The organism is Streptomyces ovatisporus (genome assembly GCF_042653885.1).
In the GTDB taxonomy this organism is placed as follows: domain Bacteria; phylum Actinomycetota; class Actinomycetes; order Streptomycetales; family Streptomycetaceae; genus Streptomyces; species Streptomyces ovatisporus.
Genome location: NZ_JBHSFH010000007.1, coordinates 134,769 through 156,707, shown reverse-complemented (window position 1 = coordinate 156,707; position 21,939 = coordinate 134,769). Strand labels below are relative to the sequence as shown.

Genomic DNA, 21,939 nt, shown 5'->3' with positions numbered 1-21,939 from the left:
CAGACACGGCCCGCCGCCCGCATTCGGCGCCGTGGGCCGGGCCGCCGCCGGGCACCGGCAATCACGGGTGCGCTGTGCTGCGCGTGAGAGATGATGGCCCCCGAATCTCTGGAGGACACGAAGACGTCATGACTACGCTCAAGTCCCGGCTGCAGGACGACCTCACCGCAGCGATCAAGAAGCGCGACGAGCTGCGCTCAGCCACCCTCCGAATGACCCTCGCAGCGATCACCAAGGAGGAGGTCGCGGGCAAGTCCGCGCGTGAACTCTCCGACGACGAGGTGCAGTCGGTGATCACCCGGGAGGCGAAGAAGCGCCGGGAGGCCGCGGAGGCGTTCGCCGACGGCGGGCGCACCGAGCAGGCCGAGCGGGAGCGCGCGGAGGGCGAAGTGCTCGCCGGCTACCTGCCGAAGCAGCTGACGGACGAGGAGCTGGACGCGCTGGTCGGCGAGGCTGTGGCCGAGGCGCAGGCCGGCGGCGCCGAGGGGCCGCGGGCCATGGGTGCCGTGATGAAGATCGTCAACCCGAAGGTGGCAGGACGGGCGGAGGGCGGCCGGGTGGCTGCCGCCGTCAAGAAGCGGCTGGCGGAGGGCTGAAACCCTCCCGGTGAGCCTGCCGCGCTCCGTCCGGCACGCACATGCAGGCACGGCACGCACATGCAGGCACGGTCCGCACATGCGGCCCGGTCCGCCGGTCGAATCCCGGTCCGCCGAGTGCGCTCCGGTGCCGTGCGGCGCACAGTCCGCAGAAGGTCTCGCGTACGTGTGAGGGGCGTCCCAGGAGGGCGCCCCTCACGCGTTGAGTCCCGGCCCGGCCACAGCACTGGCCAGTGTGTGTCCTACCCGCCGCCCCGGCCGCCGTTCCCGTTGCCGCCGAACGGGAAGCCGCCGTCCGTGCCCCCGTCCGACGTACCGCCGTCGAACCCGCCGCCCGTGGTGGAGCCTCCGCCGGGGCCGCCTGTCGCTCCCGTGTCGGCGCCGCCGTTGCCTCCACCGCCGATGAAGTCCGGCGGGAGCGTGATGTCGGGCCAGGGGCTGTCGTCGTCCGGCGGCTTCGGCTTGTCCCGGCCCTTGCCCTTGCCGTCGTCCTTGCCGTCCCTGATCGGGATGTGGTGGAAGCCCGGTGCGGGTTCGCCCTCCAGGGCGCCCGCCATGGCGTCCCGCCAGATGGGGCCCGGGACTTCGCCTCCGAAGACCTTGTCGTGGTAGACGCCGCCGATGCTGATGTTCGTCATCTGCGTCTTGTGTGCGGGGTCCCCGACCCAGACCGCGCCGGACATGTTCGGTGTGTAGCCGACGAACCAGGCCGCGTAACGCTGGTCCGTCGTACCGGTCTTGCCCGCGCTGTCACGTCCGCTCAGCCCGGCCTTCTGGCCGGTGCCGTCCTCGACGACGCCGCGCAGCAGCGAGTTGACGGTGTCCGCGGTGCGCTGGCTCATGGCCCGCGTGCACGAAGTCTTCGGTACGGGCAGCCTCTTGCCGTTCGCGTCGGTGATCGACTTCAGCGCGACGGGCGTGCAGTGCACTCCCCGGTTGGCGAAGGTCGCGTACCCCTCGGCCATCGTCAGGGGAGACATCTCCTGGGTTCCCAGGGTGATCGACGGCACCTGGTCGATCTTCTTGCCGTCGGCCCGCTTGATGCCCATCTTGTCCGCCATCTCCGTGACGGGGCACACCCCGGTCTCGCTGATGAGGGAGACGAAGTAGGTGTTGACCGACTTCGCGGTCGCCTCCTTCATCGCGTACGGGCCGACTTCGCGCCGGTTCTCGTTCTCCACGGGTGCGTTGCCGCTCCACTGCCCCTTGCACGTCTGCACGGGGGAGGGGTACTGCATCTTGTACGGCGACGGGTACCTCTTGTACACGCTCATGCCGCGCTCCAGCGCGGCCGCCGCGATGACCGGCTTGAAGGTGGAGCCCGGCTGGTAGCCGGCGCCGCCGCCCATGTCCTGGTCCACGGAGAGGTTGATCTGCGTCTCGTTCTTGCCGAAGCCGTACGGACGTGACTGACCCATCGCCAGGATGCGGCCGGTGCCGGGCTGGACGATGGAGGCTGCCGTCGCCACCTTGTCCGACTTGTTCACATGCCCCTTCACCGACGCCTCGACCGACTTCTGCGCCTTCGGGTCCAGGGTCGTCCTGATCGTCAGACCGCCCTGGTTCCAGCGCTTCGCGCGGGCCTTTTCCGACTTTCCGAACGCCGGGTCGTTGAGGACGACTTCGCGCACGTAGTCGCAGAAGAAGCCGGCGCCGTGCGAGGCGGTGATGCAGCCGTTCTGCGGCTTGCTCATCTCGAGGCCGAGGGGTTCCTTCCGGGCCTCCCGGGCCTCTTTCTCCGTGATGTTCCCGAGAGCTGCCATGCGGGCGAGCACGGTGTTGCGCCGCTTCTCGGCCGCCTCCTCGTTCTGGACGGGGTCGTACCGCGCTGGCGACTGCACGAGGCCGGCGAGCAGCGCCGACTCGGCCAGGCCGAGTTCCTTCGCCGGCTTGGAGAAGTAGCGCTGGGCGGCGGCCTCGATGCCGTACGCCTGCTGCCCGAAGAAGGTGATGTTGAGGTAGTTCTCGAGGATCTTCTTCTTCCCGAGGCTCTCCTCGACCTGGATCGCGTACTTGAGTTCCTTGATCTTCCGGCCGATGGTCTGCCGGGTGGCCTGCGCGACCTTGTCCGGGTCGTCGCCCGCTTCCTCCACGAAGACGTTCTTCACGTACTGCTGGGTGAGGGAGGAGGCTCCCTCCTCGACCTCGCCGTTCTGCGCGTTGCGGTTGAGCGCGCGGAGGATGCCCTTGAGGTCCACCGCGCCGTGCTTGTAGAAGCGGGCGTCCTCGATGGCGACGATCGCCTTGCGCATGGTGGGGGAGACGTCTTCGAGGTCGACCACCGTGCGGTCCCGCGAGTAGATCTTGGCGATCTCTCCGCCCTCGGAGTCGAGGATCGTGGTGCGCTGACTGAGCGGCGGGCGCTTGAGGTTGGCGGGCAGTTCGTCGAAGCCTTCGACGGTGCCCTTCGCCATCAGTCCGAGGCCGCCGGCGGCGGGCAGCGCCAGCCCTGCCAGGACCGCACCCGCCAGCACACTGACCCCGAGAAACTTGGCCGCCTGCTGCGATACGGACACGCCTGCGCCGCCCGAGCCCTTCTTCACCATGCCGATCAGCCTACGTTCTCAATTGCCGGACAGGGGAGCCTCTGTTCGCCTAAGCTGATGGACACATCGAACCTCACACCGTCATCGCGGCATCGCACCGCAACTGCCTTTCGCTCACTCCTGTGAGTGATGAGGATTGTCCGGAACAGCGCCAAGTGTCGTGATGTGTCTGGCAAGTCCCGCCCCATCGCATTGACGGACCACCTGCTTCGCTTCCGAAGTCCCAGGTTGTGACCGACTCACTCCGGTGGGTGATCTGCCGCGCGCACATAGTCCGTTCGGGCCATTCAAGTTTGGGCCCGCAGGGGGTGTTGCACCCTGCCCACCTTCCGTAACGTCACCATCTGGCAACGGTGAATATGCCGTTCGCCGCCGTGGGGGAGCCTCGATTCGGGAGAGGACGGCGCCGGCTATGGGCTGGGTAACCGACTGGAGTGCGCAGGCAGCCTGCCGCACTACCGATCCGGATGAACTGTTCGTGCAAGGAGCGGCACAGAACCGCGCCAAGGCCGTCTGCACCGGGTGCCCCGTGCGCACCGAGTGTCTGGCCGATGCTCTGGACAACCGAGTGGAGTTCGGTGTCTGGGGCGGAATGACCGAGCGGGAACGCAGGGCGTTGTTGCGCCGGCGTCCGACGGTCACTTCCTGGCGCCGTTTGCTCGAGACAGCGCGCAGTGAGTATGAGCGCGACTCGGGTGGCGTGCTGCCTCTGGACCTTGAGGAGGCGAAGGACTACGCCGTGAACGCCGTGAAGGACTACGCAGCGGCGGGCTGACTCCGCTGCGTTGTGCGAGTGGCCGGGTGACCGAGCGGCCGGGCGACCGAGCGGCCGGGTGACCGACGGCCGGGCGGTCCGCGTCGGGACCACTCGCGGTGAGACACGGCGACCGCGGTAGCGCCGTGCACATGGGTGCACGGTACTGCCGGGACGCGTCCCCTGACCCGGGACGCCCGTCCACCGTGGGAAGACGTACGGCGGACGTCCGACGGGCCGGCCGCGACCAGCGGCCGGGCCCGTGGGCAGTCCGGACCGTGCACCGCCTGGTTGTTGGGGCGACAGCCTCAGGAGCCGCGGAACGAACCGGGCCCGTGCCGACCCGCCACCCCCATCGGGTCGGCGCGCAGTCACCGGCTTCGTCCGCAGTCACCGGCTACGCCCGCGTCTCTCGTCTCACGTCGATGCCCGCGTCAATGCGGCACAGGTCACGTGCCGTTGCCGTTGCTGCCGTCAAAGAGGCAGGCCCGGGCTCAGGTCAGGCATCAGGAGGGCTCGTCCGCCAACTGGGCGCCGATCGCCCGCAGTCCTGCCAGGTCGTGTACGTCACCGGCGAGTGCACCCACTTCTGCGACCGGCACTTCGGGGTGCAGTGCGGCGAAGCGGTCGCGAGTGCGCCGCTCACGGGTGAGCAGCCGCATGCGTTCGGCGTGCAGCCGCAGAAGAGCGGCGGCCAGCTGATCGGTCTCCACTGCCGTCTCGGCCCGCTCCGTCGACTCCGGTGCGGAGTCGGTCAGTTGTGAGGAACCGGGCGCGCCGGACTCTTCGCCGGGTTCCGTCGAGGGATTCCCGCCGTGACGTTCGGTACCGGGTGTCCGGTCCGTACTGTCCGTACTGTCCGTGGTGTCGGGCCGCCCGGGGGAGGGGGCGCCGTCCCATTTTTCCTTCCCGTCCCCCCGATCGACAATGCGGCCCTCTTCAAGATTTTCCGCCGCTGCGATCGCTCTCTCCGCGCTCAGTTCACAAGCGCCGCTGCCGTGCACGCGGTTGAGCACCAGACCGGCCAGCGGCATGCGGTCCTCGGCCAGCCGTTCCACGAAGTACGCCGCCTCGCGCAGCGCGTCCCGCTCCGGCGCGGCCACCACCAGGAAGGCCGTGCCCGGCGCCTGCAGGAGGCGGTACGTGGCGTCGGCGCGGGTGCGGAAACCGCCGAACATCGTGTCCATCGCCGCCACGAAGGTCTGCACGTCGCTCAGCAGCCCGGTGCCCAGCAGCTTGTTGAGAGCCCCGGTGAACATCGAGAGCCCCGCCATCCCGAGATTGACGAACTTCATTCCGGCCCGGCCTCCCGCCTTCGCCGGCGCCATCAGCATCCTGATGAAGCGGCCGTCCAGGAAGGAGCCGAGCCGTTTCGGGGCGTCCAGGAAGTCCAGAGCGGAACGCGACGGCGGGGTGTCGACGACGATCAGGTCCCACTCCTCGCCTCCTCCCGAGGGGGAGCGCAGCTGCCCCAGCTTCTCCATCGCCATGTACTCCTGCGTCCCCGCGAAGCCTGCCGAAAGCGACTGGTAGAAGGGGTTGTCGAGGATGGCCTGGGCGCGCTCGGGGTCGGTGTGGGCCTCGACGATCTCGTCGAAGGTCCGTTTCATGTCGAGCATCATGGCGTGCAGTTCGCCGCCTTCTGCCCTGTCGATGCCCGGCACGGGGCGCGGGGTGTTGTCGAGTTCGGTCAGCCCCATCGACTGTGCGAGGCGGCGTGCCGGGTCGATGGTCAGTACGACTGCCCTACGGCCGCGTTCCGCCGCCCGTACGCCCAGTGCGGCAGCCGTCGTCGTCTTGCCGACGCCTCCGGCCCCGCAGCAGACGATGATCCGGGTGCCTGGGTCGTCGAGCAACGGGTCGACGGCCAGAGGCACTTCGGCGGCGAGCGGGTTGCCGCCGGGGCCGGAGCCGCCGCCGGGGCCCGAGGGGTTTCCGGGTGGAGGGGTCTTGTCGGTCATGCCGCTTCCCTGGACGGTGGCAACTGGTCGCGCAGGTCCGCAGCGAGCTGATAGAGACCTGCGAGTTCGATTCCCTCGCCGAGCAGGCCGAGTTCGTGGACGGGCATGTCCAGCTCCGCCAGTGCGGCGCGCTGCTCCCGCTCCAGGCCCACGCGCTCCGCATGCTCGCGTGCCTGATCCAGCAGCGGAGCCACCAGCCTGTCCGCGTGGGAGAGGCCGGCGCGGCCGAGGGCGTCGGTGACGTGTCCGGCGGAACCTTCCGGCCGTCCGGTCCCGGCCCGGTCCAGCAGGTCCTCGTCGAGCAGGTGCGGCCGCACCATGTTCACGAGGACGGCTCCCACGGGCAGCCCCGCCGCGCGCAGTTCGGCCACTCCGTCGAGAGTCTCCTGGACGGGCATCTCCTCCAGCAGCGTCACCAGGTGCACTGCCGTCTCGGGCGACTTCAGCACTCGCATCACCGCCTGCGCCTGGTTGTGCACGGGGCCGACCTTGGCCAGCCCGGCGACCTCCTCGTTGACGGCGAGGAAGCGGGTGATGCGCCCGGTCGGGGGCGCGTCCATGACCACGGCGTCGTACACGCGCCGGTCGTTCTTGTCGCGGCGGCGCACCGCCTCGCAGGCCTTGCCCGTCAGCAGTACGTCCCGGAGCCCGGGCGCGATGGTCGTGGCGAAGTCGATCGCGCCGAGCTTCTTCAGCGCCCGGCCGGCGCTTCCCAGCTTGTAGAACATCTGCAGGTAGTCCAGCAGGGCCCGTTCGGGGTCTATGGCCAGCGCGTGGACCTCCCCGCCGTCGTGCGCGACAGCGATCTTGCGCTCCTCGTAGGGCAGGGCCTCCGTCTCGAAGAGCTGGGCGATGCCCTGTCTGCCCTCGACCTCGATCAGGAGTGTCCGCCTGCCCCCGCTGGCCAGTGCCAACGCGAGTGCGGCGGCGACCGTCGTCTTGCCGGTCCCGCCCTTGCCCGTCACCACATGCAGCCTGCTCACGCCCGGGAGCCTAACCAGGGAACCGACGGGCTACGCTCGGCACCATGACGAAGTGGGAATACTCGACAGTGCCGTTGCTCGTCCACGCGACGAAGCAGATCCTGGACACCTGGGGGGAGGACGGCTGGGAGCTCGTCCAGGTCGTCCCCGGACCGAACTCCGAGCAGCTGGTGGCATACCTCAAGCGGGAGAAGCAGTGAGCGGCGTCGAGTCCAGGCTCGCCGAACTGGGAATCACACTGCCCGACGTGGCGACTCCTGCGGGGGCGTACGTTCCGGCGCTGCGCAGCGGACGGTACGTCTACACGGCGGGCCAGGTGCCGTTCGTCGACGGCAAGCTGCCGATGACCGGCAAGGTCGGTGCTGAGGTCACGCCGGAGGAGGCCAAGGACCTCGCGCGCACGTGCGCGTTGAACGGCCTGGCCGCGGTGAGTTCGGTCGCAGGCGGCCTCGATCGCGTCGTGCGCGTCGTGAAGGTCACCGGCTTCGTGGCGTCCGCGCCCGATTTCACCGGGCAGCCCGCTGTGCTGAACGGCGCGAGCGAGCTGCTGGGCCAGGTCCTCGGCGACAGGGGCGTGCACGCGCGCAGTGCGGTGGGCGTCGCCGTGCTTCCCATGGACGCGCCGGTCGAGGTCGAGATGCAGGTCGAGCTCGCCGACTGGGCGGACTGACCGCGAGACGCAGCGGAGTGCCCGCAGGCGGGACGGCGCCGCCCGTCCTTCCTGCGGCGGCGCCTCCCGGTCCCGGCCCCTCTCGAACATCGCAGCGAGGGCCCGTAGCATCCGCCCATGTCGTCCTCCACGAACGGTCAGTGGTATCCCCCGGAATGGCCGGACCGCATCCGTGCCCTGGCCGCGGGTGAACTCACTCCCGTGACTCCCCGGCTGGCCGCGACGGTCATGCTGCTGCGCGACACCCCCGGCAGCGGGCCCTCGGTGTACATGCTGCGCCGCCGCACCTCCATGCCCTTCGCCGGAGGTGCGTACGCCTATCCCGGCGGCGGCGTCGACCCGCGCGACGAACACTGGGGCACCGACGGCCGCAGGCCGGGCGACGGTTGGGCGGGCCCTTCCCGTACCGAGTGGGCGGAACGTTTCCGTACGGACGAGGCCACTGCACAGGCGATCGTCTGTGCGGCCGTGCGCGAGACATTCGAGGAGGCAGGCGTACTGCTCGCGGGCCCGGACGAGTCGAGCGTCGTGGACGACACGACAGGCGACGACTGGGAGAGGGACCGCGCGGCGCTCGCCGCCCACGAGTTGTCCTTCGCCGACTTCCTCCAGCGCCGGGGCCTGGTGCTCCGGAGCGATCTGCTGGGCGGCTGGTCGCACTGGATCACGCCGGAGTTCGAAGCGCGCCGCTACGACACCTGGTTCTTCGTGGCCGCGCTCCCGGAAGGTCAGCGCACGCGCAACGCCTCCACCGAGGCCGACCGCACGGTCTGGACACGTCCCGCCGACGCCGCCGGGGGTTACGACAGGGGCGAGCTGCTCATGATGCCGCCCACGATCGCCATGCTGCGCCAGCTGGCGCCGTACCGTACGGCTGCCGAGGCGCTGCGGGCGAGTGCGCAGCGTGACCTCTCACCGGTGCTGGCGAAGGCACGGCTCGAGGACGGACAGGTCGTGCTCAGCTGGCCGGGCCACGACGAGTTCACCAAGCGCGTCGACACCGTGGACGGTGACGGCAGCGGGGCACGCGCCGGCGGTGACAGCGCGAGCGCCATCGCGGACGGTGCGACGGGGGACGGGAGCACCATGGCATGACCGACGCCGCCTCCCTGCCCGGCCAGCCGCGCGGTGGCGTGATCAGCGGACCGGCGACCAGCCGTGCGCACTGCGTCCTGGCGCCGAATCCCTCCGCCATGACGCTGGACGGAACGAACACCTGGATCGTCGCCGAACCGGGCTCCGGCCTCGCCGTCGTCGTCGATCCCGGCCCGCTCGACGAGGGGCACCTGCGCCATGTGATCGACACGGCTGAACGCGCGGGGAAACGCGTCGCGCTCACCCTCCTCACCCACGGTCATCCCGACCACGCGGAGGGTGCGGCACGGTTCGCGGAGCTGTCCGGCACGTCCGTACGAGCGCTCGACCCGGCCCTCCGCCTTGGCGACGAGGGCCTGGCCGCGGGTGACGTCGTCGACACCGGAGGCCTCGAACTGCGCGTGGTTCCGACGCCGGGGCACACCGCCGACTCCCTCTGCTTCCACCTGCCCGCCGAAGGGGCCGTACTGACGGGCGACACCGTGCTGGGGCGCGGTACGACTGTCGTGGCGCACCCGGACGGACGGCTGGGCGACTACCTGGACTCGCTGCGCCGGCTGCGCTCGCTGACAGCCGACGACGGGGTGTCCACGGTCCTCCCCGGGCACGGCCCCGTGCTTGAGGACGCCCAGGGGGTCGTCGACTTCTATCTGGCGCACCGCCGGGAGCGTCTCGCACAGATCGAGTCCGCGGTGCGGAGCGGATTCCGTACGCCCTCCGAGGTGGTCGCGCACGTCTACGCGGACGTCGACCGATCCCTGTGGCCCGCGGCGGAAATGTCCGTCCGCGCCCAGCTGGTGTATCTGCGGGAGCAGGGGCTCTCTGCGGGAGACTCCTGAACTGACTCCGCGGGAGTCCCTGCACCGCGTAAGGGGCGCCCTCCCGAGAGGACGCCCCTTACAAGCCGGTGCTGCTGACGTGGGACCTCAGCGGCTCCGCTTGGCCAGCCGTTCGATGTCCAGCAGGATCACGGCGCGGGCCTCCAGCCGCAGCCAACCGCGCCCGGCGAAGTCGGCGAGCGCCTTGTTCACCGTCTCGCGGGAAGCGCCGACCAGTTGGGCCAGCTCCTCCTGCGTGAGGTCGTGGACGACGTGGATGCCCTCCTCGGACTGCACGCCGAAGCGGCGCGAGAGGTCCAGCAGCTGCTTGGCGACGCGGCCGGGAACGTCCGAGAAGACGAGGTCGGACATCGAGTCGTTGGTACGGCGCAGCCTGCGGGCGATGGCCCGCAGCAGTGCGGAGGCGACCTCGGGACGTACGTTCAGCCAGGGCTGCAGATCCCCGTGGCCGAGGCCGAGCAGCTTGACCTCCGTCAGAGCGGAGGCGGTTGCCGTACGCGGGCCCGGGTCGAAGAGGGACAGCTCGCCGATCAGCTCGCCGGGCCCCAGGACGGCGAGCATGTTCTCGCGGCCGTCCGGGGAGGTGCGGTGGAGCTTCACCTTCCCCTCGGTCACTACATAGAGACGGTCGCCCGGGTCGCCCTCGTGGAAGAGGGCCTCACTGCGCGCGAGCGTGGTCTCAGACATGGAGGCGCGCAGCTCAGCGGCTTGCTCCTCATCGAGCGCCGCGAAGAGCGGGGCGCGCCGCAGAACGTCGTCCACGAGTTCTCTCCTTGTCGACCTGCCCATGGATGAAACCTCCCCGGCCCGCAGGACCGAGGGGACCGTTGGACCCCATGATGCCGGAGGGTGAAACAGTGCGATCAGTCACAAGTTTGACGCACGCACCCCCCGCTCCCGAAGGCAGGGGGCCGATTGGGCTGTGAATTGCCTTCGTGCGGGGCGGATGTCATCGGGCCCCTTTAGTCTGGCCGGGTGTCCATTGCCCCGGTGAGCGCACGCGGAGCGGGGCCGGACGGGTGACCGCGATGGGAGATTCCGCTGTGGGCGAACAGGAGCCCGTGAAGAGAACAAGCCAGGCGAAGGCGGAGGAAGCGGCCGCGGAGGCAAGAGGGACGAAGCCCGCGGCGAAGAAGACCACGGCGAAGAAGGCCGCGGCGAAGAAGCCCGCCCCCGCCGGGAAGGCACCCGCGAGGGCCGCCGGCGGCAGCTCGTCCGCCTCCGCCTCCGAGTCCCGCCTCACCAAGGTCCGCCGCGCCCGGCGCATCAACCGCGAGCTGAGCGAGGTGTACTACTACGCGCACCCCGAGCTCGACTTCGAGAACCCCTTCCAGCTCCTCGTCGCCACCGTGCTGTCCGCCCAGACCACAGACCTCCGCGTCAATCAGACGACCCCGGCGCTGTTCGCCGCCTACCCCACGCCCGAGGACATGGCGGCGGCCGACCCCGAGAAGCTGGAGGAGATGCTGCGCCCCACGGGCTTCTTCCGGGCCAAGGCCAGATCAGTGCTCGGTCTCTCCGCAGCCCTCCGGGACCGGTTCGGCGGCGAGGTGCCCGGCCGGATAGAGGACCTCGTCTCGCTGCCGGGCGTGGGCCGCAAGACCGCCTTCGTCGTGCTCGGCAACGCCTTCGGTGTGCCCGGCCTGACGGTCGACACCCACTTCGGCCGGCTCGTACGCCGCTGGAGACTCACGGAGCAGACGGACGCGGACAAGGTCGAGACGGAGATCGCCGACCTGCTCCCCAAGAGCGAGTGGACGATGTTCTCGCACCGCACGATCTTCCACGGCCGGCGCATCTGCCATTCGCGCAAGCCGGCCTGCGGAGCCTGCCCGATCGCGCAGCTCTGCCCCTCGTACGGGGAGGGCGAGGTCGATCCGGAGAAGGCGAAGAAGCTGCTGAAGTACGAGATGGGCGGCCTGCCGGGTCAGCGCCTCAAGCCCCCGTCCGACTATCCGGGCCTCCCCGCTCCTCCGCTGGGCGGCAACGGGGCCGCCCGGTGAGCGGACCTCGTACCGGCCCGGCGCGTGACGGCTCCGGTCTCCATGCAGGCTCCCCCGCCGGCTTCACGGCCGGTTCCGTGGACGTCGACGAGAGCGGGCTGCCCAGCTGGCTGACGCCCGTTGCGCGGGCGGCCGGCTCGCTCGAAGCCAGGCAGCTGAGCCGGTTCCTTCCGCCGGCCGACGGTGAGGGCCGTCCCTCGGCGGTGCTCGTCCTCTTCGGCGAAGGCGCGGACGGCCCGGAACTGCTGCTGATAGAGCGTGCGTCGAGTCTCCGCTCGCATGCCGGCCAGCCGTCGTTCCCCGGCGGCGCCCTCGATCCCGAGGACGGCGACCCGGACGGCGACGGACCGTTGCGGGCCGCGCTGCGCGAGGCGGAGGAGGAGACCGGCCTCGATCCGTCCGGTGTGCAGATCTTCGCCACGCTGCCCGCGCTGTACATCCCGGTGAGCGATTTCGTGGTCACGCCAGTGCTCGCCTGGTGGCGGCGCCCCACCCCGGTGGCGCCCGTCGATCCCGCGGAGACGGCGCGGGTCTTCACCGTCCCGGTGTCCGAGCTCGCCGATCCTGTGAACCGCGCCATGGCCGCGCATCCCTCGGGCCACACCGGCCCGGCCTTCAGCGTGGGTCCGGCCCTGGTGTGGGGCTTCACCGCGGGCGTCATCGACCGGATCCTGCACCACGCCGGCTGGGAGAAGCCCTGGGACCGCGACAGACGCGTACCGCTCGACTGGCGCGCGTGAGCCGCCCTCCCCGCCCACCGGAAAGAGAAGAGACGAATGACGTGCTGGACGGCCTCGTGACCCCACCGCCCCGTACCCGGGTCCCGGCCCCGTGTCCGGCCTCCGGGACCTGGATGAAACGGTGGCTTCCGTGAACATGCTGGACTTCGTGCTCCTGCTCGCCGCCGTCTGGTTCGCCGTCGTGGGCTACCGGCAGGGCTTCGTCGTGGGCGTCCTCTCGGTGGTCGGCTTCCTCGGCGGCGGTCTGGTCGCCGTCTATCTGCTGCCCTTCGTCTGGGAGCGGCTGACGGACGATTCGCCGCCCGGGACGGCCGCCGTGGTGGCGGCCGTCGTGCTCGTCATCGTGTGTGCGTCGGTCGGGCAGGCGTTCACCACGCATCTCGGCAACAAGCTGCGGCAGCACATCACCTGGTCGCCTGCCCGGGCACTCGACGCCACGGGCGGTGCGCTGGTGAACGTGGTGGCGATGCTGCTCGTGGCCTGGCTCATCGGATCGGCCCTCGCCGGCACGTCCCTCCCGACTCTCAGCAAGGAGGTGCGCAACTCCAGCGTCCTGCTGGGAGTTTCCCGTGTGCTGCCGCAGCAGGCCGACAGCTGGTTCAACGACTTCTCCTCGACGCTCGCGCAGAACGGGCTTCCGCAGGTCTTCTCACCTTTCTCCGACGAGCCGATCACGTCCGTGCCCGCCCCCGACCCGAAGCTCGCGAAGTCGCCGGTCGCGGCTGAAGCCAAGCGCAGCATCGTCAAGGTCCTCGGAACGGCCGAGAAGTGCGGCAAGGTGCTCGAGGGCACCGGATTCGTCTACGGCCGGCACCGCGTGATGACGAACGCCCATGTGGTCGGAGGCGTCCTGGAACCGACCGTGCAGATCGGCGGTGCGGGACGGGTCCACGACGCCAGGGTGGTCCTGTACGACTGGAAGCGCGACGTGGCCGTCCTCGACGTCCCCTCCCTGGAAGCTCCGGCGCTGGAGTTCGCCGGCAAGGACGCGGAGCGGGGCGACGGTGCGATCGTCGCGGGCTTCCCGGAGAACGGGGGGTACGACGTCCGCGCCGCCCGCGTACGGGACCGCGTGGACGCCGACGGCCCGGACATCTACCACCGCGACAAGGTGAAGCGCGACATCTACTCGCTCCACACCACCATCCGCCAGGGCAACAGCGGCGGCCCGCTCCTCACTCCCGACGGCAAGGTCTACGGCGTCGTCTTCGCCAAGTCGCTCGACGACTCGCGCACCGGGTACGCCCTGACCGCCGACGAGGTGCGGTCCGACGCAGTCCGGGGCCGCAGCGCCGCCGAGCGGGCCGACAGCCAGAACTGCGCGATGTGAGACGGCACTTCGTGCCCTGCGGCCGGGACGGCCGGACAGGGCACCGGCCCGGCCGTCAGGGCAGACCCAGGTCCGGCCACGGTCGGTTCCCCGCCGGCGTGGTCCAGCCGCCACCGCGGTCCCGCCGCGGCGCAGGTCCGCTCCGGCGTGGCCCGGCGGGATGCGCGGTTCAGCTCATGCCGCGCTTCAGCCGCGTGGATGCCGCAGCCGCGCACCGAACCAGCGCGCGCGACGACGGAGAAGGTGTGGAATTCCAGGCTCGGCGATCAGTCCGAGCCGATCGGGACGGTTGCGTCCCGTCCGCTGCACAGGGACCAGCCCTTTGAGTCCGCTGCGGTTGCGTGCCACGTCACGGTAGTCGTGCGTCCAGCCCATACAGCGCACTCTGCCCGGGTGCCAAGGTCGGTAATCGTCTGACGGTCCATCAAACGGTTATGCGGGGGGCACGTGTTGGCGGCGTGGGTGAGGCGTGAAAGGGGGGCCGAGGGTCCGTCCGCCGGCCGTCCGCGCTCCGTCTCCGTCACCTGTCGGGTTCGGGATCCTTCAGCCAGCCGATGAGTTCGGCCGAGAAGGCGGCAGGGTCCTCTTCGTGCGGCCAGTGCCCGAGGCCGTCGAACAGCCGCCAGCGGTACGGCGCTTCGACGTACTGCCCCGACCCGGCCGAACTCCGCGTCCGCAGCACCGGATCGAGGGACCCGTGCACCTGCAGGGTCGGCACCCGTACGGGCCGCTTCATGCGCCGGTTGAACTGGATCCCGTCCGGACGTGCCAACGACCGCACCAGCCAGCGGTACGGCTCGACCGAGCAGTGCGCCGTCGACGGAATGCACATGGCCTGCTGGTAACGGGCGACCGCCTCTGCGGCGTCGGGCTGCTCCGACAGCCGGGGCCCGCCCCACCCCCGCACCAGCTTTCCCACCAACTCGCCGTTGTCGGCGACCAGTTGACGCTCCGGCACCCAGGGGCGCTGAAAGCCCCAGATGTACGAGCCGGCCGCTGTCTGCCGTACGTCCTTGAGCATCGACGCCCGCCAGCGCCGGGGATGCGGCATCGAGGAGACGGCCAGCCGCCGGATCAGCTTCGGCCGCATCACGGCCGCCGTCCAGGCCAGGTAGCCGCCGAGGTCGTGGCCGACGAGCGCGGCGTCGGGCTCGCCGAGGGAGCGGATGACGCCGGTCACGTCGAGGGCGAGGTTGGCCGGGTCGTAGCCGCGTGGCGTGCGGTCGCTGCCGCCGACACCGCGCAGGTCCATGGCGACGGCGCGGAATCCGGCATCGGCGAGGGCCGTCAGCTGGTGCCGCCACGTCCACCAGTACTGCGGGAATCCGTGCAGCAGCAGCACGAGCGGCCCGTCACCCGTCTCGGCGATGTGGAAGCGCGCTCCGTTGGCAGCCACGTCCCGGTGCGTCCAGGGGCCTTCGGGACGGATCACGTTGGCGGGGACTGCTGGACGGGTCATACGGACGAGCTTGTCACACTTCCGGCGGACCGAACGCCGCAAGGGAGCGGCAGCCCGGCGGCGGAGGCACACAGCGGCGCGGGGTGCGAACTCCGGTGCACAGGCGTCCCAGAGGGCGCCGGCGTACGCCATCTGCCGGCGCTCATCCGCTCATTCCAGTCGCGGCAGGCGGACGGGGCGGCTCACACCCCTGCGGAGTGCGGTGCCCGCTCCACGGCCGGACGACCTGCGTCCCCTTCGAGTCTCGGATCGGCCTTGCCTCGGCCGGCAGACGGGCGGGGATGCGGCTTTGCACGTGAGAGCACGGCTGCCGTCTCCTTCGCCGAGGCGATCGACTTCTCCGGCGGCTTGATCCGCTTGAACTTCCGCATCGCCAGGAGCAGCAGGATCAGAGCGACGAGGATGTACGCGCCGCCCACGATCAGGAACGACCAGGCGAGTCCCAGACCGAGGTTGTGGATGCCGTAGGCCGCGGCGAAGCTGAGCACGGGCAGCGAGAAGAGCAGCAGCACACCGGCGACCGTGGCGGCGCCGCCGCCGACGATCCCCCGCTTCACGTCCTGCCTGATCTCGGCCTTGGCCAGCGCGATCTCGTCGTGTACGAGTGCGGACATCTCGGCCGTGGCCGAGGCGACCAACTGGCCGAGACTGCGGCCGTCGTCGGCAGAACTCATCAGTGTCTCCCTCTCCATCGAATCTGGCCTGCTCGTCCGTCAGATCATGCCGGACGATCGTGCTGTACACGTGCCCAGGGAGGCCACTGGTGCAAGCCCGCCCCGCGGCCGTGACGTTGACGAAGCGTACGGGGCGGGGCCCGGCGGGCGGCGCAACGTGAACGGGCCGTGCCGGGTCGACCGTTCACCGAGCGGGCCTTCACCGAGCGGGCAGGCAACGCGGAGAGGGACACCCGGCGGGTGCCGGATGTCCCTCCTTTACGAACCGTTTCGGCGTGCCACCTGCCCCGCGCCCGGTCCTCCGTCGGTCTCGCGGTGCTGCCGCCCCGTCGGACGGTCCTGCCGGAACCGGCCGGAACCGGCCGGTCCGAGGCGGGACTTCGCCCGGCTCAGTCCTCGCTGGCCGCGCTCGGCAGCTTCTCCTGGATCAGCGCCATCACGGAGGAGTCGGTCAGTGTGCTGACATCACCGAGCTCCCTGTTCTCCGCGATGTCCCTGAGAAGCCGGCGCATGATCTTGCCGGACCGCGTCTTGGGAAGCTCCGCAACCGGCAGGATCCGCTTGGGCTTTGCGATCGGCCCGAGCTGCTTCGAGACGTGCTGACGCAGCTCGTCCACCAGTCCCTCGTCCTCGGCGGCCGAACCGCGGAGAATGACGAACGCGCAGATGGCCTGCGTCGTCTGCGGGTCCGTCGCCCCGACGACGGCCGCTTCGGCGACCTTCGGGTGGGAGACGAGCGCGGACTCGACCTCGGTGGTGGAGATGTTGTGCCCCGAGACGAGCATGACGTCGTCGACCCGGCCCAGCAGCCAGATGTCTCCGTCGTCGTCCTTCTTCGCGCCGTCCCCGGCGAAGTACCGGTTCTCGAAACGCGACCAGTACGTGTCCAGGAACCGCTGGTCGTCGCCCCAGATGGTGCGCAGCATCGAGGGCCAGGGCTCGGTGAGGACCAGGTATCCGCCGCCGCCGTCCGGCACTTCGCGGGCCTCGTCGTCCACGACCGTCGCCGAGATGCCGGGAAGCGCCTGCTGCGCGGAGCCGGGCTTGGTCTCGGTGACCCCCGGCAGCGGGCTGACCATGACGCCGCCGGTCTCCGTCTGCCACCAGGTGTCCACGATGGGCGTGCGGTCCCCGCCGATGTGGTGGCGGTACCAGATCCACGCCTCCGGGTTGATGGGCTCGCCGACGGAACCCAGGATGCGCAGCGACGACAGGTCGAACTTGGCCGGGATGTCGTCGCCCCACTTCATGCAGGCGCGGATCGCGGTCGGCGCGGTGTAGAGGAGGGAGACCTTGTACTTCTGGACGATCTCCCACCAGCGGCCCTTGTGCGGGGTGTCGGGAGTGCCCTCGTACAGCACCTCGGTGGCGCCGTTCGCGAGCGGTCCGTAGACGATGTAGGAGTGCCCGGTGACCCAGCCGACGTCAGCCGTGCACCAGTAGACGTCCTTCTCCGGCTTGAGGTCGAAGACGGCGTGGTGGGTGTAGGCGACCTGGGTCAGGTAGCCGCCGGTGGTGTGCAGGATGCCCTTCGGCTTACCGGTGGTGCCGGAGGTGTAGAGGATGAAGAGCGGGTGCTCCGCGTCGAAGTTCTCCGGCGTGTGCTGGTCGCTCTGGCGGTCGACGACGTCGTGCCACCACACGTCGCGCCCGTCCGTCCAGTCGATGTCCTCCTGGCCGGTGCGCCGGACGACCAGCACGCTCCGTACCTTCTCGGTGCCGGGCCTGGTCAGCGCCTCGTCGACGGCGGGCTTGAGCGCACTGGCCCCGCCCTTGCGGTAGCCGCCGTCCGCCGTGATGACGACGCGGGCGTCGGCGTCCTGGATGCGGGTCGCCAGGGCGTCGGCGGAGAAGCCGCCGAAGACCACCGAGTGCGGGGCGCCGATGCGGGCGCACGCCAGCATCGCGACCACCGTCTCCGGAATCATCGGCAAGTAGACGGCGACGCGGTCGCCGGCCTGGACGCCCAGCTCCGTCAAGGCGTTGGCGGCCTTGGAGACCTCCCGCTGGAGCTCGGCGTAGGTGAGGGCGCGGGTGTCGCCCGGCTCGCCCTCGAAGTGCAGTGCGACGCGGTCGCCGTGCCCGGCTTCGACATGGCGGTCCACGCAGTTGTACGCGACGTTGAGCTTGCCGTCCTTGAACCACTTGGCGAAGGGCGGGTTGGACCAGTCGAGCGTCTCGGTCGGCTCCTTGCCCCAGCTCAGGCGGCGTGCCTGCTCGGCCCAGAAGCCCAGCCGATCAGTCCTCGCCTGCTCGTACGCCGCAGCGGTCACGTTGGCTTCGGCAGCCAGATCGGCGGGCGGCGTGAACCTCCGCTCTTCCTTGAGCAGATTGGCCAGGCTTTCGTTGCTCACGACATCTCCCTTTCCCAGGGTGTCTGTTGTGTCCTCCACAGGCCTCGGACCTCGGACCTCGGGTACAGCTCATCAGCCGTTGCGCCGTTGTGACAAGGGTTCTCGACGAAATTGGTTTAGACCTGTCATGGGCATGTGCCCCGTCCCGGAGCGGGGGACCTCGCGGGCGGTGCCGGATTGCGGACGCGGCCTCCACCGGGGCTCACCGGACCCCGTGGGCTTGCGCCCCGCCCTCGTATGCCCCCGGTCGTCGTACGCGCCCGGTCGTCGTACGCGCCGGGCCCGCTGCCCGTGCCGCAGTCACCGGCTGAGGGTGAACCGGCACTCGCTGGGTGACTTCTGCGCTCCGGATCCCGTGCCGGGCCCGGCGGCGCCGCCCGGCGACGTCCGTTCCGCCCAATGAGTGAAGAAGTCACCCCAACCCCTTGCCCGAGTTGCCCGTTACGCACGAGGTGCAACGTTTGACTCACGTACCGGAGTTGCTCCGTTACGGAGAGACAAGGACAAGGATGAGGTGATCCGATGACAGCCACGCGACGGTGGCTCGTGGGCATATCCACGGGGATGGCGCTCACAGTGGTGATGAGCGGCTGTTCCGGCAGCACCGCGGGAAGCCCGGAAGGCCACGGCAAGCGCGCTCCCGAGGAGAAGCCGGCACAGCAGGCCCGCGTCATCGGGGACGGTTCGACGGCTCTGACGGGCGCTCAGCCGAATCAGCCCGCCTCCCGCAAACTCGCCCCCGGTGAGAAACCGCCGCAGTTCGTGGTCTTCTCGTGGGACGGCGCGGGGGAGGACGGCAAGAAGCTCTTCTCCCGGTTCCGCAAGGCGGGCAAGCGGTACGGCGCGGCCCAGTCGTTCTTCCTCAGCGGCGTCTACGCCCTCCCCGAGCACAAGTCCACGCACTACAAGCCCCCCGGGCACCGCACAGGCGCCTCGGACATCGGCTACCTCAAGGACAAGAACATACGTGCCACGCTCAAGGAGATACGCAAGGCGTGGCTCGACGGAAACGAGATAGGCACCCACTTCAACGGCCACTTCTGCGGGCCGAACGGTGTCGGCAGCTGGTCGACCGACCAGTGGAAGAGTGAGATACGCCAGGCCAAATGGTTCGTCAAGAACTGGAAGACGACCACGGGCTGGAAGGGCGAGGACCCGCTTCCCTTCGACTACGACAGGGAACTGATAGGCGGGCGCACCCCCTGTCTCCAGGGCCAGGAGAACCTGCTGCGAGCGGCGAAGCAGATGGGCTTCCGCTACGACTCCAGCGGCAACGGAAGGCAGGTCTGGCCCAAGAAGAAGGGCGGTCTGTGGGACGTCCCGCTGCAGGAAGTCCCCATGCCGGGCCGGAAGTTCGAGACTCTGTCCATGGACTACAACTTCCTGGCGAACCAGTCGGGGACCGTCCACGGTCCGGCCTCGAAGCACGCGTCCTACGGCAAGCAGATGCGTGACGGCCTGATGCAGGGCTTCGAGCGGGCCTACAAGGGCAACCGCGCGCCGATGATCATCGGCAACCACTTCGAGGACTGGAACGGCGGGGTGTACATGGACGCCGTCGAGGACGTCATGAAGTCGGTGTGCCAGAAGCGCGAGGTCCGCTGCGTCTCGTTCAAGCAGCTGGTCGATTGGCTGGACCAGCAGGACCCGAAGGTGCTCGCCAGGCTGGGTTCGCTGCCGGTCGGTGAGAAGCCCGAGGGCGGCTGGAGGAAGTTCATGCGCGCACCGCGCACCGAACTGCTCTCCCGGTGACGCCCGGCCTCTGACGCCCGGCCCGGCCCACTGCGCACCGCCGCCCTCCCGCCCCTCTGCCCCTGCCGTCCACCCCCCGTCCCCTGCCGCCGAGTGAGAGCCCGGGCTGCCGCCGTCGCCCGCCGGGACGGCGGCCGGCAGCCCGGCCTGCTCACGGCCCGCTGCCCGCCTGCGGTCCCGGACGGGACGCCGCCGACGCCGAACGCCTTCCGCTCAGGCGGGCTGCGGCTGCGCAGCCGGCCGTTCGCTCAGTACGAAGCCGGGGTCGACCTGCGCGGCCAGGTCGGCGCCGGTCTTCTCGTTGCCCCAGCTCTCGGCGTTGCGAAGGTGGAAGTGGACCATCTGCTTCATGTAGCGATTCCAGTCGCGACGTTCGTAGGACGCGTCCGCCGTCTCCCAAAGGGCGTGCAGGGCCTCGCGGTTGGGCTTCTCCAGCTCCGCCAGCGTCCTCGGACGGCCCTTCTCCATGGCCCGCACCCAGTCGGACTGCCCGAACACGGCGAGCAGGTCGTCGCCGACCTCGTCCCGCAGGAACTCCAGGTCGTCCTCCCCCTGCACCTTGTTGCCCACCACGCACAACGGCACCCCGAAGTCCCGCGCGTACTCCTTGTACTGGCGGTGCACCGAGACGCCCTTGCGGGTCGGCTCCGCGACCAGGAACGTCATGTCGAAGCGGGTGAACATGCCGGAGGCGAAGGAGTCGCTGCCCGCTGTCATGTCGACGACCACGAACTCGTCGCGTCCGTCGGTGAGGTGGTTCAGGCAGAGCTCGACCGCGCCGGTCTTGGAGTGATAACAGGCCACTCCCAGGTCGGCCTCGGTGAACGGACCGGTGACCATCAGCCGCACGTCGCCGCCATGGTCGCCCTCAGGTCTGACGGTGCGAGCGCATGCCCGGTAGACGGGGTTGTCCTCGGTGACGCTCAGCAGACGGGAACCGTCGCCGGGCGGCGTCGTCTTGATCATCGTCTCGGCGGAGGCGATACGCGGATTGGTGCCGCGCAGATAGTCCTTGATGAGAGGGAGTTCGGCGCCCATCGCGGGCAGCTCCGCCGCCTCGGCCTCATCGAGGCCCAGCGCGGCGCCGAGGTGCTGATTGATGTCCGCGTCCACTGCGACCACGGGACTGCGCCGCGCGGCGAGATGACGGATGAAGAGTGAGGACAGCGTCGTCTTGCCGCTGCCGCCCTTGCCAACGAAAGCGATTTTCATGAACAAGAGCGTAGGGCTGCCGTCGGCCCCGGGGCTGAGAGGGCGTCAGGAAGACCACCCGATCGTGGGGCGCAGCTTGCGGCAGTGCGGGCGCGTAGGGTCGTACGCATGAGTAGCACCGCTGACCCTCTCGCCCCGCTCGGGAAGCTGCCGGGCGTTCAGGACTCCGTGGAATCCGTGCGGAAAGCAGTGGACCGCATCTACGGGCACCGCGTCATGCGCCGCCGCAGCAGCGAGGTGACCGCGGAGGCGGCCCTGCGGGGTGCGCGGGGCTCCGCAGCGCTGGAGGGCGCCGACTGGGCGCTGGAGGAGATGCGGCGTCGCACCGACTTCGGGGAAGAGGGCGAGCCGCGCACAGTGGGGGCCGCCCTGCGGGCAACCGCCGAGTCCGGCCAACTCCTCGACGTATGGCGGCAGTCACCTCTTCGTGTACTGGCCCGGCTGCATCTGGTGGTGGCGGGAGGCGACGCCTCGGACGAGACCGTGGGGAGACCCCGGCTCGCAGGCGAGCCCGTGCGGGAACCGGAACCGGGCGTGGGTGAAGTTCCGGCTGCGGAGGACGTGGCCGTACGGCTGGACGGGCTGGCGCAGTTCGTCGTGGCCGGAAGCGAGGCACCGGCACTGGTGGTCGCCTCGGTGGTGCACGGCGAACTGGCCACACTGCGGCCCTTCGGCTCGTACAACGGACTGGTGGCGCGGGCGGCCGAGCGGATCGTCCTGGTGGCGAGCGGGCTGGACCCCAAGTCGATCTGCCCCGCCGAGGCCGGCCATGCGGAACTCGGGCGCGAGCAGTACACGATGGCGCTGGCCGCATACGCCTCGGGTACCCCCGAGGGCATGGCGGCGTGGATCGGGCACTGCGGGAGAGCGGCCGAGCTCGGTGCCCGCGAGACCACGGCGGTGTGCGAGGCGCTCCAGCGAGGAGCGGCGTAGGCACGCGTACGGCAGGTCCGTGGCGCATGCATCGAGGG

General features: G+C 70.2%; 19 protein-coding genes. 11 read left to right on the top strand and 8 right to left on the bottom strand.

The window, feature by feature from the left end; genetic code table 11:
* Nucleotides 1-128: 128 nt before the first annotated feature.
* Nucleotides 129-596 (top strand): GatB/YqeY domain-containing protein, encoded by a 468-nt coding sequence (locus ACFPA8_RS14500; RefSeq protein WP_386448001.1) that lies wholly within the window; start codon nucleotides 129-131, stop codon nucleotides 594-596.
* Nucleotides 597-838: 242 nt separating this feature from the next.
* Here the strand turns inward: ACFPA8_RS14500 and ACFPA8_RS14495 are convergent, their stop codons facing one another.
* Complete coding sequence (locus tag ACFPA8_RS14495) at nucleotides 839-3,142, bottom strand: transglycosylase domain-containing protein (RefSeq protein WP_386447999.1); 2,304 nt, start codon at nucleotides 3,140-3,142, stop codon at nucleotides 839-841.
* Between the two features lie 412 nt (nucleotides 3,143-3,554).
* Here ACFPA8_RS14495 and ACFPA8_RS14490 point away from each other — a divergent pair, with 412 nt between their 5' ends.
* Nucleotides 3,555-3,917 carry a WhiB family transcriptional regulator gene (locus ACFPA8_RS14490; protein ID WP_386447996.1) on the top strand — a complete coding sequence of 121 codons (363 nt, stop codon included), beginning with the start codon at nucleotides 3,555-3,557 and terminating at the stop codon, nucleotides 3,915-3,917.
* 485 nt (nucleotides 3,918-4,402) lie between these two features.
* On the opposite strand, the gene bagB is transcribed toward ACFPA8_RS14490, so the two are convergent.
* Both bagB and bagA read right to left on the bottom strand, forming a co-directional pair.
* Nucleotides 4,403-5,857 (bottom strand): ATPase BagB, encoded by a 1,455-nt coding sequence (gene bagB / locus ACFPA8_RS14485; protein WP_386447993.1) that lies wholly within the window; start codon nucleotides 5,855-5,857, stop codon nucleotides 4,403-4,405.
* Nucleotides 5,854-6,840 carry an ATPase BagA gene (gene bagA / locus ACFPA8_RS14480; protein ID WP_386447990.1) on the bottom strand — a complete coding sequence of 329 codons (987 nt, stop codon included), beginning with the start codon at nucleotides 6,838-6,840 and terminating at the stop codon, nucleotides 5,854-5,856. Before bagA ends, bagB begins: the two co-directional genes overlap by 4 nt.
* Nucleotides 6,841-6,884: 44 nt before the next feature.
* Between bagA and ACFPA8_RS14475 the strand changes: the two genes are divergently transcribed.
* The 4 genes from ACFPA8_RS14475 to ACFPA8_RS14460 all read left to right on the top strand — a co-directional run bounded on the left by ACFPA8_RS14475 (nucleotide 6,885) and on the right by ACFPA8_RS14460 (nucleotide 9,444).
* The gene (locus ACFPA8_RS14475) at nucleotides 6,885-7,040 is read left to right on the top strand and encodes a DUF4177 domain-containing protein (protein ID WP_074467952.1); all 156 of its coding nucleotides are present in this window, start codon (nucleotides 6,885-6,887) and stop codon (nucleotides 7,038-7,040) included.
* Entirely contained in the window at nucleotides 7,037-7,510 is a 474-nt protein-coding gene (locus ACFPA8_RS14470) for a RidA family protein (RefSeq protein ID WP_386447987.1), read from the top strand. The genes ACFPA8_RS14475 and ACFPA8_RS14470 overlap by 4 nt, the downstream gene beginning before the upstream one ends.
* 117 nt (nucleotides 7,511-7,627) lie before the next feature.
* Nucleotides 7,628-8,605 (top strand): NUDIX hydrolase, encoded by a 978-nt coding sequence (locus ACFPA8_RS14465; protein WP_386447984.1) that lies wholly within the window; start codon nucleotides 7,628-7,630, stop codon nucleotides 8,603-8,605.
* Nucleotides 8,602-9,444, top strand: a complete 843-nt coding sequence (locus tag ACFPA8_RS14460) for an MBL fold metallo-hydrolase (RefSeq protein ID WP_386447981.1) — start codon at nucleotides 8,602-8,604, stop codon at nucleotides 9,442-9,444. The genes ACFPA8_RS14465 and ACFPA8_RS14460 overlap by 4 nt, the downstream gene beginning before the upstream one ends.
* A gap of 87 nt (nucleotides 9,445-9,531) precedes the next feature.
* Here ACFPA8_RS14460 and ACFPA8_RS14455 read toward each other — a convergent pair whose 3' ends face one another.
* A complete protein-coding gene (locus tag ACFPA8_RS14455) occupies nucleotides 9,532-10,206 on the bottom strand; it encodes a Crp/Fnr family transcriptional regulator (RefSeq protein ID WP_028438501.1) in 675 nt (224 codons plus the stop codon).
* Nucleotides 10,207-10,487: 281 nt separating this feature from the next.
* On the opposite strand from ACFPA8_RS14455, the gene nth reads away from it, so the two are divergent.
* The 3 genes from nth to ACFPA8_RS14440 all read left to right on the top strand — a co-directional run bounded on the left by nth (nucleotide 10,488) and on the right by ACFPA8_RS14440 (nucleotide 13,517).
* On the top strand, nucleotides 10,488-11,447 hold the full coding sequence (gene nth / locus ACFPA8_RS14450) for an endonuclease III (protein ID WP_386449440.1): 960 nt from the start codon (nucleotides 10,488-10,490) through the stop codon (nucleotides 11,445-11,447).
* A gap of 77 nt (nucleotides 11,448-11,524) precedes the next feature.
* A complete protein-coding gene (locus ACFPA8_RS14445) occupies nucleotides 11,525-12,187 on the top strand; it encodes an NUDIX hydrolase (protein ID WP_386449438.1) in 663 nt (220 codons plus the stop codon).
* Between the two features lie 130 nt (nucleotides 12,188-12,317).
* Entirely contained in the window at nucleotides 12,318-13,517 is a 1,200-nt protein-coding gene (locus ACFPA8_RS14440; protein ID WP_386447977.1) for a MarP family serine protease, read from the top strand.
* A 520-nt stretch (nucleotides 13,518-14,037) separates the two neighbouring features.
* Here ACFPA8_RS14440 and ACFPA8_RS14435 read toward each other — a convergent pair.
* From ACFPA8_RS14435 to acs, 3 genes are all read right to left on the bottom strand, one after another.
* Nucleotides 14,038-14,976, bottom strand: a complete 939-nt coding sequence (locus tag ACFPA8_RS14435; RefSeq protein ID WP_386447974.1) for an alpha/beta fold hydrolase — start codon at nucleotides 14,974-14,976, stop codon at nucleotides 14,038-14,040.
* Between the two features lie 182 nt (nucleotides 14,977-15,158).
* Nucleotides 15,159-15,650 carry a phage holin family protein gene (locus tag ACFPA8_RS14430; RefSeq protein ID WP_386447971.1) on the bottom strand — a complete coding sequence of 164 codons (492 nt, stop codon included), beginning with the start codon at nucleotides 15,648-15,650 and terminating at the stop codon, nucleotides 15,159-15,161.
* Nucleotides 15,651-16,039: 389 nt separating this feature from the next.
* Nucleotides 16,040-18,004 (bottom strand): acetate--CoA ligase, encoded by a 1,965-nt coding sequence (acs, locus tag ACFPA8_RS14425; protein ID WP_386447968.1) that lies wholly within the window; start codon nucleotides 18,002-18,004, stop codon nucleotides 16,040-16,042.
* A 522-nt stretch (nucleotides 18,005-18,526) separates the two neighbouring features.
* On the opposite strand from acs, the gene ACFPA8_RS14420 reads away from it, so the two are divergent.
* Entirely contained in the window at nucleotides 18,527-19,756 is a 1,230-nt protein-coding gene (locus tag ACFPA8_RS14420; RefSeq protein ID WP_386447965.1) for a polysaccharide deacetylase family protein, read from the top strand.
* Nucleotides 19,757-19,969: 213 nt separating this feature from the next.
* Here ACFPA8_RS14420 and ACFPA8_RS14415 read toward each other — a convergent pair whose 3' ends face one another.
* Nucleotides 19,970-20,968 carry an ATP-binding protein gene (locus ACFPA8_RS14415; protein ID WP_386447963.1) on the bottom strand — a complete coding sequence of 333 codons (999 nt, stop codon included), beginning with the start codon at nucleotides 20,966-20,968 and terminating at the stop codon, nucleotides 19,970-19,972.
* A 108-nt stretch (nucleotides 20,969-21,076) separates the two neighbouring features.
* Between ACFPA8_RS14415 and ACFPA8_RS14410 the strand changes: the two genes are divergently transcribed.
* A complete protein-coding gene (locus tag ACFPA8_RS14410) occupies nucleotides 21,077-21,901 on the top strand; it encodes a Fic family protein (RefSeq protein WP_386447960.1) in 825 nt (274 codons plus the stop codon).
* Nucleotides 21,902-21,939: the final 38 nt, after the last annotated feature.